The organism is Winogradskyella sp. KYW1333 (assembly GCF_003335675.1).
Taxonomy (GTDB): Bacteria; Bacteroidota; Bacteroidia; order Flavobacteriales; family Flavobacteriaceae; genus Winogradskyella.
The window spans coordinates 139,942-157,279 of sequence record NZ_QPHL01000012.1; the positions used below are offsets into that span (position 1 = coordinate 139,942).

The following is a 17,338-nucleotide window of genomic DNA, read 5'->3' on the forward strand; positions in this document are numbered from 1 at the left end:
ATTATGTATAACATTCAAACAGAAATCCAAAAGCGAATATTAGTCCTTGATGGCGCAATGGGAACGATGCTTCAGCAATATAAATTCTCTGAGGAAGACTTCAGAGGAGAGCGATTTAAGGATTACCCAACTCCTCTAAAAGGTAATAATGATTTACTCTCACTTACGCAGCCCAAAGCTATTGCAGAAGTACATGCAAAGTATTTTGAAGCTGGCGCAGATATCGTAGAAACTAATACTTTTTCAGGTACAACTATAGCGATGGCTGACTATGATATGCAAGATCTAGTCTACGAACTGAATTATGAATCTGCTAAAATTGCAAAAGAAGTCGCTGATAAATTTACCAAAGCAAATCCTGAAAAACCGCGATTTGTAGCAGGTAGTATTGGGCCAACAAACAAAACAGCAAGTCTTTCTCCAGATGTTAACCGACCAGAATATAGAGTAATTACATTTAACGAATTACGAATTGCTTATAAGCAACAAGTGGAAGCTCTGATTGATGGAGGTGTAGATTTACTTTTGGTAGAAACCATTTTCGATACATTAAATGCCAAAGCTGCTTTGTTTGCTATCGAAGAAGTGAAAGAAGAACAAAATATCAATATCCCAATTATGGTTTCTGGAACAATAACTGATGCTTCAGGCAGAACTTTATCAGGTCAAACCGTAGAAGCATTTTTAACTTCAATATCACATGTTCCTTTATTAAGTGTTGGTTTCAACTGCGCATTGGGTGCCGAACAATTAAAGCCATATTTACAGCGCTTGTCCAATGAAACAGAGTTTTATACATCTGCTCATCCCAACGCTGGTTTACCGAATGCCTTTGGAGAATACGATGAATCACCAAAACAGATGCAAGGCTATATTGAAGACTATCTTAAAGATAGTCTTATTAATATCATTGGAGGATGCTGTGGCACGAGTCCTGATCATATTAAAGCAATTGCAGAGGTTGCCAATAACTATAAACCAAGATTAATTGAAAAATTAGTATAATGGTAGATAGTGACTGTAAGAAATATTTAACCTTATCTGGATTAGAACCATTAGTTGTTACTCCAGAAAGCAACTTTATTAACGTCGGAGAAAGAACCAATGTTACGGGGTCTCGAAAATTTCTTCGATTAATTAAAGAAGAGAAGTATAATGAAGCTTTAGAAGTCGCAAGGCATCAAGTAGAGGGTGGAGCTCAAATTCTAGATGTAAATATGGATGAAGGGATGTTAGATGGTGTCTATGCCATGACTACTTTTTTAAATTTGATCGCATCAGAACCTAATATTTCTCGAATCCCAATTATGATTGATAGCTCTAAGTGGGAAATCCTTGAGGCAGGTTTACGTGTTGTACAAGGAAAATGTGTTGTAAATTCAATAAGTCTAAAGGAAGGAAAAGACGAATTTAAAAGACAAGCAAAACTCATTAAACGTTACGGAGCAGCAGTCATTGTTATGGCATTCGATGAAACTGGCCAGGCAGACAATTATAATAGACGAATAGAGATTTGTAAACGTTCTTATGATATTCTCGTCAATGAAGTAAATTTCCCTCCACAAGACATAATTTTCGATCCAAATATTTTTCCTGTAGCAACAGGTATGGAGGAGCATCGTAGAAATGCACTCGACTTCTTCAAAGCAACTAAATGGATTAGAGAGAACTTACCTTTTGCTAATGTTTCAGGTGGCGTAAGTAATATTTCGTTTTCGTTTAGGGGAAACAATGCAGTTAGAGAAGCTATGCATTCTTCATTTTTATTTCATGGAATAAAAAATGGGATGAATCTAGGTATCGTTAACCCAACAATGCTCGAAGTTTATGACGAAATTGACAAAGACTTATTAGAGCGAGTTGAAGATGTTTTATTTGATAGACGTGACGATGCCACTGAACGCCTATTAGATTTTGCTGAATCAGTTAAGGGACAAAAAAAGGAGCAGGAAAACACTGTGCAAGAATGGAGAAGTTACCCCTTACAGAACAGGATTACACATGCTTTGGTTAAAGGCATTGATACATTTATCATTAAAGATGTTGAAGAAGCCCGATTACAATCTAAAAAACCAATTGAAGTTATTGAAGGACATTTAATGATTGGAATGAATGTAGTAGGAGACCTCTTTGGAAGCGGTAAAATGTTTTTACCTCAAGTAGTAAAATCAGCAAGAGTAATGAAAAAAGCAGTGGCTTATTTACAACCTTTTATTGAAGCCGAAAAAGATGGAAAACAAGAGTTTGCTGGTCGCATATTAATGGCAACCGTAAAAGGAGATGTACATGATATTGGTAAAAATATAGTAAGTGTGGTTTTGAGTTGTAATAATTATGAAATAATTGATCTTGGGGTTATGGTACCTCCAGAAAAGATAATAGAAACAGCAAAAAAAAAGAATGTTGACATTATAGGTTTAAGTGGATTAATAACCCCTTCGCTAGATGAGATGGTATATGTTTCTAAAGCTATGGAAAAAGAACAATTAGACATTCCTCTAATTTTAGGTGGGGCAACAACCTCTAGAGCGCATTCAGCAGTAAAAATTGCACCAAATTATAGTAATACTGTTGTACATATTAATGATGCTTCACGAGCTGTTACTGTAGTAGGAAATCTGCTTCAAAAGGATAATAAAATCTATAAAAATCAAATTCGTGAAGAGTATGATTTGTTTAGAGAACAATTCTTAAAACGTGGAAAGAAGAAATCCTATTTATCAACTGAAGAAGCTCGAAATAATAAGTTTAAAGTCAATTGGGCAACTACTGAAATCGTAAAACCAAAGTCCTTGGGAATTCAGGTCATTAAAGATTTCGACATTACACAACTTAAAGATTTTATCGATTGGTCACCATTTTTTAGAGGTTGGGATTTACATGGAAAATTTCCTGATATTTTAGAAGATAAAATCGTAGGTAAACAAGCCACTGAATTGTTTGCTGATGCCCAAGTATTACTAAAGCGAATCTTTGATGAAAAACTTTTAAAAGCAAAAGCCATATTTGGGTTGTTTGAGGCTAATTCAGTTAATGACGACGATATAGAAATTAAAGACGCATCGGGAAATGTTTTAGATACGTTTTTAACCCTACGTCAACAATCAAAAAAATCAGAGGGAAAACCTAACATAGCACTATCTGATTTTATTGCACCTAAAGCCTCAAATGTTAAAGATTATATAGGTTGCTTTTGCGTTAGTACAGGATTTGGCACGGACGAACTGGCTACTAAATTCGAAGCAGAACACGATGATTATAATTCTATAATGATTAAAGCATTGGCAGATCGTTTAGCTGAAGCCTTTGCAGAATATTTACATAAAGAAGTAAGAACCAATCATTGGAATTACGCAGAGAATGAAAACCTATCAAACGAAGAACTAATTAAAGAAAATTATAAGGGAATTCGTCCGGCGCCAGGATATCCTGCCTGCCCAGATCATTTAGAAAAAAATACTATTTGGAAACTGTTAAATATCGAAGAAAACATTGGTGTTATACTTACAGATAGTCTTGCGATGTGGCCAGCTGCCAGTGTCAGTGGTTATTACTTTGCTAATCCAGAAGCTAAATATTTTGGGTTAGGAAAAATAATGCATGATCAAGTTGAAGATTATAGTAAGCGTAGAGGTATAACAATAGAAGAAGCCAAAAAATGGTTGAACCCAAACATTGCTAATTAACATGAAAGTAACAGAACATATAAAAAACGCTAATGGTAAAACACAATTTTCATTTGAAATATTACCACCTTTAAAAGGACAACATATACAATCCATCTTTGACAATATTAATCCTTTAATGGAGTTTAACCCACCATTTATTGATGTCACTTATCATAGAGAGGAGTATTTATATAAAGAAGTTGAGAATGGATTACTTAAAAAGCAAATCGTTAAGAAACGTCCTGGTACAGTCGGTATTTGCGCCGCAATTCAAAATAAATATGGTGTAGATGCTATTCCTCATATTTTATGTGGTGGTTTCACAAAAGAGGACACGGAAAATTTTTTGGTCGATTTAGATTTTTTAGATATCGATAATGTCATGGCATTGCGTGGCGATGCCGTTAAAAGCGAAACCTACTTTAAACCCGAAAAGGAAGGTCATGCCTATGCAAGTGAATTAGTTTCTCAAATTTCAGATTTAAATTCTGGGAAGTATTTAGACCACGAACTTCAAAATACTACTTCAACAAACTTTTGCATTGGTGTTGGCGCGTATCCTGAAAAGCATATGGAAGCACCAAGTTTAGATAGTGATATTCATTTCTTAAAAAAGAAGATAAAAAACGGAGCTTCTTATATTGTAACACAAATGTTTTTTGATAACAAAAAGTATTTTGATTTTGTCCAAAAATGCCATAAAGAAGGCATAATGGTTCCTATAATACCTGGGTTAAAACCAATTTCAACTAAAAAGCAATTAAATTTAATTCCGCATCGTTTCCATGTTGATTTACCTGAAGCACTTATTATAGACATTGTTAAATGTAAAGACAACAAGGAAGTGAGACAAGTCGGAATTGAATGGTGCATAGAACAATCAAAAGAGCTCAAAAGAGCTGGCATCCCAGTATTACACTATTATACTATGGGAAAAAGTGACAATATCAAAGCGGTAGCATCAGCAGTTTTTTAATTAAAAAACCTCAAGTATAACTTGGAACTTTTATGTATTCATTGCTTTATACTTTTTTTTCATGGTAAAATAATAGCCTTATTAATTATGAAATTTAGAACAATAAAATATGGTATCAAATGACCTTGGTCATATTGGAAAGTTCTAGGTAACCTTTTTTAATACAAATATTCCATACATCGACAGTTAATGAATATTCATAGTCATAATTTGACTATCTAACGAAATACAATATGGTCATTATTAGTTATGTTCTATATTTTGAACAAGGACAATCTTATTTTTGATTGAAATTTTGGTTAATGTTAAAAGAGTGTCAGAGTAAGAGGCTGGCGCTCTTTTTTTACAAAATTATGGCATGATTAGAAACTTCAATAAAAAAATATATACTTGTAACGTTGCTTACAGTCATGATTTTCAACTTCATTATTATGGCATTTTTCTAACATAGAACACAACAATTAGTAATCAAAGATTGTTGCTGATGTGTTCTTTAATCCAAGACATAATTAAATTACAGAAATAAGCGTTATGAAGCATTGTCATAGGCCTAACAGATATTCTAATATGAGTTAATAATATGAAACTTAAATAAAATTTAATTAATAGATCTGTGAATATTTATCTTTCTCATCATTCATTTTGATGACTTTAACCTTATTATCAACTTTTAGATGCTTCATCAAGACTTACACCAGCAGATTCATACACAGTGGAGCCATTAAATAATAAAAAACTTAGAGATCTAATCTTACTATGTAAAAAGACAAAAAAACACCTCCTTGAGGTGTTTTCTTCTTAAGATGTTAGTGCGCCTTTAACGACTATTCTTCATTTTCCATATCACTAGTGTCTGCCTCTTGTTCTAGCTGAAGAGAATTCATCATTCCACCAACATCAAACCAATCACCACCACCAGAAATTTTACCATCTACAAATGAAAATGCGTGATAAGCTGTTAGTTTAACGGACTTACCTGACGCAACATGATCTGCTGTCCATGTACCGTAGGTTCTTGTACTACCATCTAATTTTCCGGTTTCAGGGTCAACTCCTGGCAACCAATAATCTGCGGTAAATTTCATATTATCAAATTCTTTTTGATAATTAACTATAGCTTCTTTAAGATCATTTGCGTTAGCCATTTCAGATCCATATACCGGCATATGCCATTCTATATCACTGTGTAAAAGCTCAAACATAGCGTCTGCGTCTTCAGATTCGTGTAGTTCAAAATATTTTTTTGCCGTGGCTGTGTTTTTTTCGAAATCGGCATGGTTTCCTGTTGAGCATGAAACTATCAACAAACAAAAAACTGATAATTTTAATAATTTTTTCATAATATAAATTTAGTTATAAGCTCTAAGGTATAAAAAATGAGCTGTAATCAAGCAATTTTTTAATAAAGTAAAAGAAATTAATAAGCTTTAAATATGTAAAGCACATATAACTAACTTTTAGCTCTAGAGATTGGTGAGGCTAAAATTCCTACAACACAATGCTGATTAGTGAGATCAATTGAATCTTCTAAGGACCTGTTCTCACTTACGTCCTACTATCATATGTGCTTATACCCCATCAAGTCCTTTATGAATTTCAGTGATTTAATATAAGGTAATGAGTAATATTTTAAAACTCGTTTTAAAAATTTCTAGTATAAAGCAACGGTATATTTCCATAAAGTACTAAAGATGCTCGTAAACTTATAGATGGAATCTTTTAATTAACATCTAGATTTGTAGTTTCAGTTTTAATAGCTTCAGAAAAGTAGAATTTAAACTTAAGTTTATCATCTGTTTTAACAGCATAAGTACTTTCAAGCCACTCAAATTCGAGCATAACTTTCCCCTCTGATGTATTAACAATAAACTTTCCAAACTGTTTAAGAGAAATGTGAGCCGAATTATAATCACTATCAATTATTACGTCTTCAAATTTCCGTTTACTGCTAATAATATCAAAACTTTTTACAAAATCAATAAATTCTTCTTTAGAGTAGCGTCTACTATTTTCATAGATAAAAAAGTCTTCTGTAACTACAGATTCAAAACTATCTAAATCGTTATCTAAAATCTCAAAAAAAGTCTCAAATGAATCCATTACTTCCTTTTCAGAAATTTTTGCTGGTTGTTGACAAGCAACAATTAATAATAACACTAGTAAAAACAGTTTTCTCATAATTTCACATTTATACATTAAAAATAAAGAATTTTAAAATAAATAATTGATAAATCATCTTACTAAGATTTACACTAAAAGAAAAGTAACATTATTTAGATAGGGGGTCTTATTTAATATTTATGGTTCAGATTTTTTGGTGTTTTCTGGAGTTAAGTATAGGCCACCGTACAATAACCGTACAAATAGATTAAACAAAAAACCGTAACACTTAATTTAAGAAGTATTTACGGTTTTATTATGTACTCAAGGTGGGAATCGAACCCACACTCCCAAAGGAACTGGATTTTGAATCCAGCGCGTCTACCAATTCCGCCACTTGAGCAAAACAGGACAGCAAAAATAGAAAATATTTCTTCGGAGTCAACAAAAAACCCCTTGTTTTATACTCCAACCAGTAAATTATTTTCCTAAATTTGAGCTTTGCTAAAAAACCCATATTAATTAACCCTTTTATTACTCTTTTGATATGCCATTCGCAACTGAAGCCAAAATTTTCACATGCTCACAAAGTAGATATCTTGCAGAAGAAATTGCAAAAGCCTACGGTGTGAAATTAGGTAACGTAATTACCTCAACTTATAGCGATGGTGAATTTCAGCCTTCTTATGAGGAATCCATTAGGGGAACTCGAATATTTATTATTGGTTCTACTCATCCAGGGCCTAAAAATTTAATGGAAATGTTGCTGATGATTGATGCAGCGAAACGTGCATCAGCAAGACATATTACTGCTGTTATGCCATATTTCGGTTGGGCAAGACAAGATAGAAAAGATAAACCAAGAGTACCTATTGCAGCCAAATTGGTTGCTAAAATGTTAGAGGCTGCAGGGGCAACTCGAATAATAACCATGGATTTGCATGCAGACCAGATACAAGGGTTTTTTGAAAAACCAGTGGATCACTTATTTGCATCGACTATATTCTTGCCTTATCTCAGAGGTTTAAATTTAGATAATTTAACCATCGCATCTCCTGATATGGGAGGTTCAAAACGAGCTTATACCTATTCAAAAGCATTACAAAGTGATGTAGTAATTTGTTATAAACAACGTGCTAAGGCAAACGTTATTTCCCATATGGAATTAATAGGTGACGTAACAGGAAAAAATGTAGTACTGGTAGATGATATGGTTGACACTGCAGGTACATTAACCAAGGCGGCAGATCTTATGATGGAACGAGGTGCATTGAGTGTAAGAGCAATCTGTACACATCCTATTTTATCTGGTAGTGCCTATGAAAGGCTAGAAAATTCAGCTCTTGAAGAACTTATTGTTACCGATTCTATACCTTTAAGAAATGAAAGTAAAAAGTTGAAGGTATTAACTTGTGCTAATCTGTTTGCAGAGGTAATGAATAATGTTCATAATAATCAATCTATTAGTAATAAATTTGTACTCTAAGCAGATTTAAAGAATACCAAATCTCATTTACCTACAAAACACAGTTCAATTATCTCAAAAAAATGAGGTAATCTCTAGTATTTCAACAATATATTATTAAATTTGCAGCCCTTTTTGTAAGGGAAATTATTAATAACAATAAACAATTTCAAAAAATGAAATCAATTACAATTAATGGATCTCAAAGAGAAAGCGTAGGCAAAAAGTCAACAAAAGCCTTACGTAATGCTGGTCAGGTTCCTTGCGTATTATACGGAGGAGACAAGCCATTGCATTTCTTTGCACCTGAATTGGCTTTCTCAAAGTTAGTGTATACTCCAGATGCGCATACTGTTGTGATTGCTCTAGATGGCGGTGAATCGTTTAATGCAGTTATGCAAGACATCCAATTTCACCCAGTAACTGACAGAATTCTACACGTAGACTTCTATCAGATCTTCGAAAACAAAGAAATCACTATGGAAATTCCTGTGAAAACAGTTGGTACTTCTAAAGGTGTTTTAAATGGAGGTAACTTAAGAAGGCCTTACCGTAAATTAAGAATTAAGGCAATCCCTTCTAAATTACCTGATTTTATCGAAATAGACATAACGCCATTAAAAATTGGAAGCAAATTATATATCCATGAACTGAGAAACGACGATTATAAATTATTACACCCAGACAACACAGTTGTTTGTCAGGTTAGACGTAGTAGATTAGCCGTTGTTGATGAGGAAGAGGAAGAAGAAGGAACTGCTGAAGAAGGAGCAACCGCAGATGCAACAGCAACTGAAGCTCCTGCGACTGAAGCTCAAGAGTAGTTTTTACTTTACTAGATATTTAAAAAGCATTCTTTATAAGAATGCTTTTTTATTTTTGTATAAATACAACTACATGTGGGAGAAAATAAAAATTTGGTTAGGTTTTAGTAAAGCTATTGAAAAAAATGAAGTTGAAACAATGAAAAAGTACTTAATCGTTGGTCTTGGTAACATTGGTGATAAATATGCCAATACAAGACACAATATTGGATTTAAAATATTGGACTTTTTTGCAAAAAAAGAAAGTTTATCTTTTGAAACTGTGAAGCTTGGTGATATAACCACTTTTAAGCTTAAGGGCCGTACAATTTACTTTTTAAAGCCAAGTACTTATATGAACCTTAGTGGTAAGGCTGTTAAATATTGGCTAACAAAGGAAAAAATACCCATGCAAAATTTACTTGTTGTTACTGATGATTTAAACCTCCCTTTTGGTACTCTTAGGTTAAAAACCAAAGGAAGCGATGGTGGACATAATGGATTAAAAGATTTGCAAGACAAACTACAGACCACTAAATACAATAGATTTAGATTTGGAATAAGTGATAGTTTCAGCAAAGGCCGACAAGTTGATTATGTGTTGGGAGAATGGAATGAGGAAGAAGAGTCTAACCTTGATGAACGTTTAAACAAATCAGCTGATCTAATAAAGTCCTTTGTATTAGCTGGTACAAATCATACAATGAATGCGTTTAACGGAAAATAAATAGGCTGTCAAAAGACAGCCCATTTTTTAATAATACTTAATCCTTTCGATTAAAAATAAATCTTAACATAACTTCATGTGTGCCATTGCTATTGTTTGAAATTTCATCTCTGGTAGAACTTTCGTAAGCATAACCAATATCCATCCAATCTGCGACATTTATCATCATTAAGCCCCCAAATGCCTTGTCTGTACGGTAATTAAGACCTACTTCAAATCTGTTATAAAATCTAAACGCGCCTGTCAGGTCCAAGGATAACGGTGAGCCGCCAACATACCTTATCATAGTAGAAGGCCTAAACTCTGTAGTGTTACTTAATCTAAAATTATAGCCCCCTGATAGATATACATGTGCTTCTTGAGTAGCTTGCGTAACTCGGCCATCTGCCTCATCTAATCGTTCTGTAGATAAAATTCTTGGAACGGACAATGATATAAAATACTTATCATGCTTTAAGTAAGCCCCAGCACCAAAATTTGGTCTAAATCCACTATCAATATTTCCTAAAGCAGGGTCGTCTGGTAAACCAATATTTGTAAGATTGTTGCGGTCTATATTATAAGTACTACCGCCTGCTTTAAGTCCTAAAAATAAATCAGTTGTCTCAGAAACTGTTAGATTATAAGAAAAATCTATATTAAAGCCTGTTTGACTTTCTATAAAAACTTGATCGCTCACAACAGATACTCCAATTCCAATGTTTTCTCCTAGCGGTCTAGAATAAAAAAAGCTTTGTGTCTCTGGTGCTCCTATAATACTTATCCACTGGCTTCTGAAATTAGAAGTAAGGCTAGTTGTACCATCTGCACCTGCATAGGCCGGGTTAATAATATTCATTGTATATCTATACATTGAATAGTTAGGTTCTTGTTGAGCATAAATTGATACCGATAAAAGAAATGCTACTACTATAGTCAGTATATTTTTATATAAATTCATTGTTTTCATTTTATTCAAGTTATCTCTGCTTAAAGTGTTAAATAAATCCATCCTGTTAATACCACAGTACCATCACCATTTTGATCTACCTGATAATAATAGGAACCTGTTGGAAGCGTATCACCACTATAAGTTCCATTCCAGTCGTTATTATATCCTATTGTACTAAATACTTCCCTACCCCAACGATTATAAACCTTGATGACGGCATTTGGAAATCTATTGGCATTAATTATAAACCATGAATCATTGATACCATCACCATTTGGAGTTAAAATATCATTTATAATTAAACCGTCACATGCATCCCCTACACCATTACCATTAACATCTTTTTGATCTGGATTAGCATCAAATTGACAGTTATCGTTAAGATCTAATACACCATCGTTATCATCATCTTCATCACAAATATCTCCTAATCCATCCATATCATTATCATCTTGATCTGGATTTGGAGTCGTCACACAATTATCAACTGTATTTAGAACGCCATCTCCGTCTATGTCAGGATCACAAACATCACCTATACCGTCACCATCTAAATCTGCTTGATCCGTATTTGGTGTCTCTGGACAATTATCATCATCATTAGCAATTGTATCTCCATCTAAATCATTTGGGTCCCTAGTTCCACAAACCTCTAGCGTAAATTCCTCAATACTACCGCCATCTAGAGCCCCGAAGGTATCCGTAACTGTTAAAGTCCAAATACCAGGAGAAAAGTCTCCATTAAAATCATTCAAATCTCCCTCAGGTAAGAAGGAACCTGTAAATGGTGCCGATCCGCCTGTTATCGGTATAGTAGCGTCCATATCAAACGTGGTATTGATATAGTCTTGTGCAAATGGTGCCCCATTCCCTGTTGATAATTCAACTTCAACACCTGTAGGACTAGTTAAAAATAAATCCAAGTCGTTAACCCAAGTGTGTGGAATATTCACACTTACATTAACATCATTTATAATTAGGATTTCAAAAATTTCTACTGTTACAGTATAAGTAGCATCATCACCATTATCTGCTATTGGGACAGGTGTGTCTGCTGAGGTTTGGCTATCACACTCAATATCACATACATCTCCTATTCCATTATTATTGAAATCTGATTGGTCTGGATTTGGTGTTTCAGGACAATTATCGTTTGCATTGATAATACCATCACCATCAATATCATCGTCACATACATCTCCCAATCCATCATTATCAATATCAGATTGATCAGTATTTGCAACATTGGGACAATTATCTGATTCGTTAGGTACACCATCATTATCTAGATCAAGTTGGGGGCTACCGCATATTTCAAGTGTCCAATTATCTATGGTTCCCGTATCTTGGCCAGCATTGTCAGAAACCTTTAATTGCCAATCTCCACCAGAAAACGTTCCTATTAATGTACTTAGATCTTCCTCAGGAAGAAACTCACCAGTAAAAGGAGAATTCCCGTCAGTAATCGAAGTAGAGGCTTCAGAAGTAAAGATCGTATCCACATAATTATCACCATTACCTCCATTACGGTCTGATAAAATAACTTCTGTACCGTTTGGTGATATAAGTGATAGAATCAAATCAGAATTCCATGTATGGGTAATATTAACAGTTACAGAAATATCTGTAATTAAAGATGTTGTAGGGATATTTATCGTTGATAATGCCCCGTTGGGATTGTTATCGGGAATGTTAATTGGAGTATCATTTGAATTATAATCAGTACAAAAGATATTTGCAGTAGTGAATGAGGAAGTAGAATATTCTCCTTGACCACAGTCATTTATGCTTCTAACTCTCCAAAAATACAAGGTCTCAATATCAAGTGTAACCAAAGTTAATGAGGTTTCAGAAACTGTTTGATTTGCAATAATATTTGAGAAACCTGCATCCGTAGCCACATCGATTTCATATGCTGTCGCATTTGGATCTATATCCCACGTAAACAGTGCATTACTAGCTTCAGTATCATCTGATCCATCTGCTGGAGTTAACAAATTTACTGCACTAAAGTTGGTATCATAAACCGAAAAAGAAACATCAGCAGACTTTGTTATAGCCCCTGAGATACCATTTAATTGAATTGGGTAATTGCCTATTGATAATCCACTTGTACCAGATATAGTAGCAGTAACTGTAGTTCCGTCATTACTAGCACTTGCTGGAACAAATGTTGCTGTGACACCTGATGGAAGTCCTGTAGCACTAAAATCTGTTACACCAGAAAACCCTAAAAACGTATTATAAGTAAAAGTGTAAATTACATCATCTGGTGTACATACATCAACATCTGCATCATCAACATTTAATACAAATTCTGATTCTTGTAATGAAAAATTTATTGGATTAACTGCGTAAAAAATATTATTATTCCCTTCAACTTTTACACGTAACGCAGAAGAGTCACCTCCTGTTACAGGAACCGTCACTACTTGTTCACCATCGTTTGGAACATTTAAAGCCAGTTCAAAAGGAAAAGTGAACCCACCGTCTGTAGATAATAAAATATTTACTGTTGGAGTATTCACTGCACCACCATCTGTACCCGCAACATCCCAAGTCACTGTTTGATTTGAACCTGCATCCCATGTTACATTTGTTGTTTGAGAGGTTACAACAAATGGCCCTGCTGTATCGTCTACATTTACTGTCATTGTATCAAAATCACTCTGTGGTGATTGGCCAGTCCCATTAGCGTCACTTCTATCTCTAACAATTAAAGCAAAGTTTAAGGTTCTTGAGACGTTAGAAACGGTTTCCCATGACGAATTATCTAATGTTTCAACAGGAAATTGCTCAGTTAATTCACTCTCGAGTACACGCTCAATAATAGGCATATAACGGTCTGGAGATGCGCTAGGGGGTCTGGACCTCCATACAGCTCCTGAAGTTAGATTTGGCCCAAAATTTCCAGACGTTGTTACACCGTTATCTATTTGCTCCCATGTATATGTTAAAACATCTCCTGAATCTGCATCTGTTGCACTTGCTCGCAGAACAAATGCTGTACCCACAGGAATTGTGTGATCTTCACCAGCCTCTGCCACAGGAGGGCTGTTCGAAATCGCTGTACCTACCCAACAAGTACGTGTTTGTAAATTTCCAAGGATTTGTACAATACTATAATAATGAAAATACGGATCTGAATGGTCTTGAACATCGTTTGGCCCTGTAATACCTGCATAACCCATAATTGTAGTTCCACTGCCAGGCTCAGCATTTACTCCAGTACCCTCACTACTAAATGAAAATGTATGATTAGCACCCATTTGATGCCCTATTTCATGAGGTACATAATCTATATCAAAGTAATCAGACATATAAGGTCCGCCGTCATTGTCTAAAAATGAATGCGAAGAAAATCCTGATCCTTTTGCACCATCTACGCAAACACATCCTATACAACCAGCGTTACCATTGTTTCCTCCATAATTGAATAAATGACCAATATCATAATTTTCTTCACCTACAACATTTGTCAAGGTATTCTGCAGTTCTCCATTAAAATTCCCACTATATGGATCTGTGTTAGGATCAGTGTAAATAATGTCTGTACCTGTGACCAGCGTAAATGTTACTGCCATATCCACTTCAAATACCTCGTTTGATCTGTTCAAAGTAGAAACTACCTGAGCAAGGGCGTCTTCTGCTGCGTTCCCATTACCAGCATTACCATCATCCCAAAAGTCAGTATATTCTGCTGTTGTTGAAATAGCGATTCTAAATGTCCTTAATATTTGATCATTTGCATCTCTGCTAATTAGATTATTATTTTGAAATGGTATAAACTCATCTTCAGTAAAACAGCTAAAATCTTTAATGTTTTCTATTCTTGCATCTCTTGAATAATTGATATATTCTGTGTTGTTAGAATTTGATGAAGGAACGGTAAAACTAACTGGGTGATATGGTGAAGATATCATGGTCTGCAGCCCTTGTGGAGTAAGGCTAAATCTTGCCCTTACATTTTGGTTATCAATACTATAACCTAAGTATGTTTTTATATTTGGGTACAGTTCTGATAATTCTGCGGATAAAACTGGTGCTTCAACAACAGCAAATTGTTCAAGTTCACCTTTATAATTTGGAAGATATATTTTAGCAAAAGAAATAGAGGCAGTTGTACCTCTCATTGGAGCATCATTGAGTTCATCCTTTAATACTTCGATATTAAGCTTAAAAGTTTGATAATGCTTGTCATTAAGTTGGTCTATATTGTCATTTACGTTTAAAGTTCGTTGCCAATAATTTTGCTGTGCAAATATTGAAAATACCGTTAAAAACATGGATAATGACAAAACAAAATGTAGCTTTGTTTTCATAAGTGTTTGTGTAAAAATTTAATTTCCTACGAAAATATACTTTTTTAAATAAACCTTAAAAATATCACTTGAATATTATATAGTCTACATAAAAAAAAGAGATTGGTTAAAGAAATAGCAAAAGTAACAACAATTGGCACTTTCGATGGTGTCCATATTGGGCACCAAAAAATCATAAACAAAGTAGTTAAGCTTGCTAAAAAATTAGGCTTTACACCTATAGTTTTAACGTTGTTTCCTCATCCTAGAATGGTGCTTCAAAACGACAATTCTATTAAATTACTAAATACAATTGATGAGCGAATTGATATTTTAAAATCTTATGGTATTGCAGAGGTCATTGTAAAGGAATTTACCCATGAATTTGCCAACCTGTCTGCTGAAGAATACGTAAAAGACATTTTAATTGATGAGTTAAATACAAAATATATAGTTGTAGGGTATGATCATCATTTTGGGAAAAACAGAAGTGCCAATATTGAAGATCTAAAAAAATATGCGAAAACATACAATTTTGAAATTAAAGAAATTTCGGCCCAAGACATTAAGGATGTTACTGTCAGTTCTACTAAAATTAGAAATGCATTAAATGATGGTAATGTATCATTATCGAATAGTTATTTAGGCTATAATTATTTTATAACTGGTCTAGTTGTAAAAGGTAAAGGCTTAGGACGCAAATTGGATTTCCCTACCGCTAATATTCAAATTAAAGAATCGTATAAACTTATACCAAAAGATGGTGTATATGTAGTACAATGTCAATTAAATAGTAGGGTTGTGTTTGGAATGATGAATATTGGCACTAACCCAACAATTAATGATAAAGGAAGATCTATAGAAGTTCATTTCTTTGAATATAACGAGGATTTATATAATCATAAATTAAAAATCGAATTTTTAAAACGACTGCGAAACGAACAGAAATTTAAAAATCTTGAAGCCCTCAAATCTCAATTAAGAGAAGACAGAAAAAGTGCCCTAGAATACATTGAAAAAATGAATGCGTAAGTTTTTATTTAAGCATATTGATAATTCTGGACTTGTAGTTTTTCGCATTGTATTTGGATTATTGTGTTTCCTAGAATCTGTAGGTGCTGTTTTTACAGGATGGGTAAAACGTACCTTAATTGAACCCGATTTTACATTTTCATTTATTGGTTTCGAGTGGCTACAACCACTACCTGGTAATTGGATGTATGCTTATTATATAACAATGGGTCTTTTTGGCCTGTTAATAATGGTTGGTTATAAATATAGATTTAGTATGCTAATGTTTGCCATTATGTGGACGGCAACATATTTAATGCAAAAATCAGCTTACAACAATCACTATTATTTATTATTTATATTGAGTTTTCTCATGGTTTTTTTACCAGCACATCGTTATGCTTCAATAGATGCTAAATTGAAACCATCCATTAAACAAATTTCTATGCCTAGTTGGTGTAAGTGGATTTTTGTAATTCAACTTTTTATATTGTACACTTATGCTTCTATCGCAAAACTTTACCCTGATTGGCTAGACACGTCTGTAATTGAATTACTCATGCGAGGTAAAGCTAATTATCCGGTTATTGGAGAACTTCTTCAACAAAAATCAATACACTATTTCATATCATATGGAGGTATTTTGTTTGATGGTCTAATAATTCCATTATTATTATTTAAATCAACAAGACGAATTGCTTTTTTCGCTTCTATATTTTTTCATCTGTTCAATTCAATTGTTTTTCAAATTGGCATATTTCCTTACATGTCCTTAGCCTTTAGTTTATTCTTTTTTAGCCCAGAAACAATTAGAGCTCTGTTTTTAAAGAAAAAACCTCTTTATAAAGAAAATGAAGTCCTTGTGCCTAAATACGGTAAAGTAATAATTAGTGTCTTTATAATCTATTTTTTAATCCATCTTGCATTGCCATTAAGACATCATTTTTTTCAGGATGATGTACTTTGGACAGAAGAAGGTCATAGATTATCATGGCGAATGATGTTGCGTGCTAAAAGCGGTAAAGCCAGTTATAAAGTTGTTGATTCTGAAACCACAGAAATATGGCCAATTAAATTAGAAGACTATTTGACTAAAAAACAGATTAACGGTGCTAGCACAAAACCTGATATTATCTGGCAGTTTGCTCAAATTCTCAAGGAGGATTTTGCCAAAAAAGATAAAACTGTTGAAGTATACGTAAGAGCCTATATTAGAGTGAATAATCAACCTTCAAAACTTCTCATAGATCCAAATGTAGATTTGGCGAAAGAACAATGGTGTCAGTTCAAACATCATGATTGGATTATGCCCTCAAAATAGGGTCGGTTTTGTTTTTATCTGGTTAAATTCTTATT

Annotated in this window: 12 protein-coding genes and 1 tRNA gene; 8 read left to right on the forward strand and 5 right to left on the reverse strand. The window is 33.8% G+C overall.

The features are described 5' to 3' along the window. The first annotated feature begins 3 nt into the window (after window positions 1-3). From DUZ96_RS03095 to metF, 3 genes are read left to right on the forward strand one after another with little or no spacing between them, the layout of a single operon-like run. Entirely contained in the window at window positions 4-1,005 is a 1,002-nt protein-coding gene (locus tag DUZ96_RS03095) for a homocysteine S-methyltransferase family protein (protein ID WP_114300436.1), read from the forward strand. Next, entirely contained in the window at window positions 1,005-3,686 is a 2,682-nt protein-coding gene (gene metH, locus DUZ96_RS03100) for a methionine synthase (RefSeq protein WP_114300438.1), read from the forward strand. The genes DUZ96_RS03095 and metH overlap by 1 nt, the downstream gene beginning before the upstream one ends. Before the next feature lies 1 nt (window position 3,687). Continuing rightward, entirely contained in the window at window positions 3,688-4,644 is a 957-nt protein-coding gene (metF, locus tag DUZ96_RS03105) for a methylenetetrahydrofolate reductase [NAD(P)H] (RefSeq protein WP_114300440.1), read from the forward strand. 824 nt (window positions 4,645-5,468) lie between these two features. Here the strand turns inward: metF and DUZ96_RS03110 are convergent. From DUZ96_RS03110 to DUZ96_RS03120, 3 genes are all read right to left on the reverse strand, one after another. Further along, on the reverse strand, window positions 5,469-5,984 hold the full coding sequence (locus DUZ96_RS03110; RefSeq protein WP_114300442.1) for a nuclear transport factor 2 family protein: 516 nt from the start codon (window positions 5,982-5,984) through the stop codon (window positions 5,469-5,471). A gap of 379 nt (window positions 5,985-6,363) precedes the next feature. Further along, entirely contained in the window at window positions 6,364-6,822 is a 459-nt protein-coding gene (locus DUZ96_RS03115; RefSeq protein ID WP_114300444.1) for a hypothetical protein, read from the reverse strand. A 243-nt stretch (window positions 6,823-7,065) separates the two neighbouring features. Then, window positions 7,066-7,147, reverse strand: a tRNA-Leu gene (locus tag DUZ96_RS03120). A 144-nt stretch (window positions 7,148-7,291) separates the two neighbouring features. Between DUZ96_RS03120 and DUZ96_RS03125 the strand changes: the two genes are divergently transcribed. The 3 genes from DUZ96_RS03125 to pth all read left to right on the forward strand — a co-directional run bounded on the left by DUZ96_RS03125 (window position 7,292) and on the right by pth (window position 9,739). Next, window positions 7,292-8,230, forward strand: coding sequence for a ribose-phosphate pyrophosphokinase (locus DUZ96_RS03125; protein ID WP_114300446.1), 939 nt, complete (start codon window positions 7,292-7,294; stop codon window positions 8,228-8,230). Between the two features lie 155 nt (window positions 8,231-8,385). Next, the gene (locus DUZ96_RS03130) at window positions 8,386-9,033 is read left to right on the forward strand and encodes a 50S ribosomal protein L25/general stress protein Ctc (protein ID WP_114300448.1); all 648 of its coding nucleotides are present in this window, start codon (window positions 8,386-8,388) and stop codon (window positions 9,031-9,033) included. A 139-nt stretch (window positions 9,034-9,172) separates the two neighbouring features. Then, window positions 9,173-9,739 carry an aminoacyl-tRNA hydrolase gene (gene pth, locus DUZ96_RS03135; RefSeq protein ID WP_409010761.1) on the forward strand — a complete coding sequence of 189 codons (567 nt, stop codon included), beginning with the start codon at window positions 9,173-9,175 and terminating at the stop codon, window positions 9,737-9,739. 37 nt (window positions 9,740-9,776) lie between these two features. Here pth and DUZ96_RS03140 read toward each other — a convergent pair whose 3' ends face one another. Both DUZ96_RS03140 and DUZ96_RS13045 read right to left on the reverse strand, forming a co-directional pair. Then, window positions 9,777-10,679 (reverse strand): type IX secretion system membrane protein PorP/SprF, encoded by a 903-nt coding sequence (locus DUZ96_RS03140; RefSeq protein WP_181855217.1) that lies wholly within the window; start codon window positions 10,677-10,679, stop codon window positions 9,777-9,779. 29 nt (window positions 10,680-10,708) lie between these two features. Continuing rightward, the gene (locus DUZ96_RS13045; RefSeq protein WP_114300454.1) at window positions 10,709-14,992 is read right to left on the reverse strand and encodes a thrombospondin type 3 repeat-containing protein; all 4,284 of its coding nucleotides are present in this window, start codon (window positions 14,990-14,992) and stop codon (window positions 10,709-10,711) included. 102 nt (window positions 14,993-15,094) lie between these two features. Between DUZ96_RS13045 and DUZ96_RS03150 the strand changes: the two genes are divergently transcribed. After that, window positions 15,095-16,003: a bifunctional riboflavin kinase/FAD synthetase gene (locus DUZ96_RS03150; protein ID WP_114300456.1), complete on the forward strand. Its 909-nt coding sequence runs from the start codon at window positions 15,095-15,097 to the stop codon at window positions 16,001-16,003. Then, complete coding sequence (locus DUZ96_RS03155) at window positions 15,996-17,303, forward strand: HTTM domain-containing protein (RefSeq protein WP_114300458.1); 1,308 nt, start codon at window positions 15,996-15,998, stop codon at window positions 17,301-17,303. The genes DUZ96_RS03150 and DUZ96_RS03155 overlap by 8 nt, the downstream gene beginning before the upstream one ends. Window positions 17,304-17,338 lie beyond the last annotated feature (35 nt).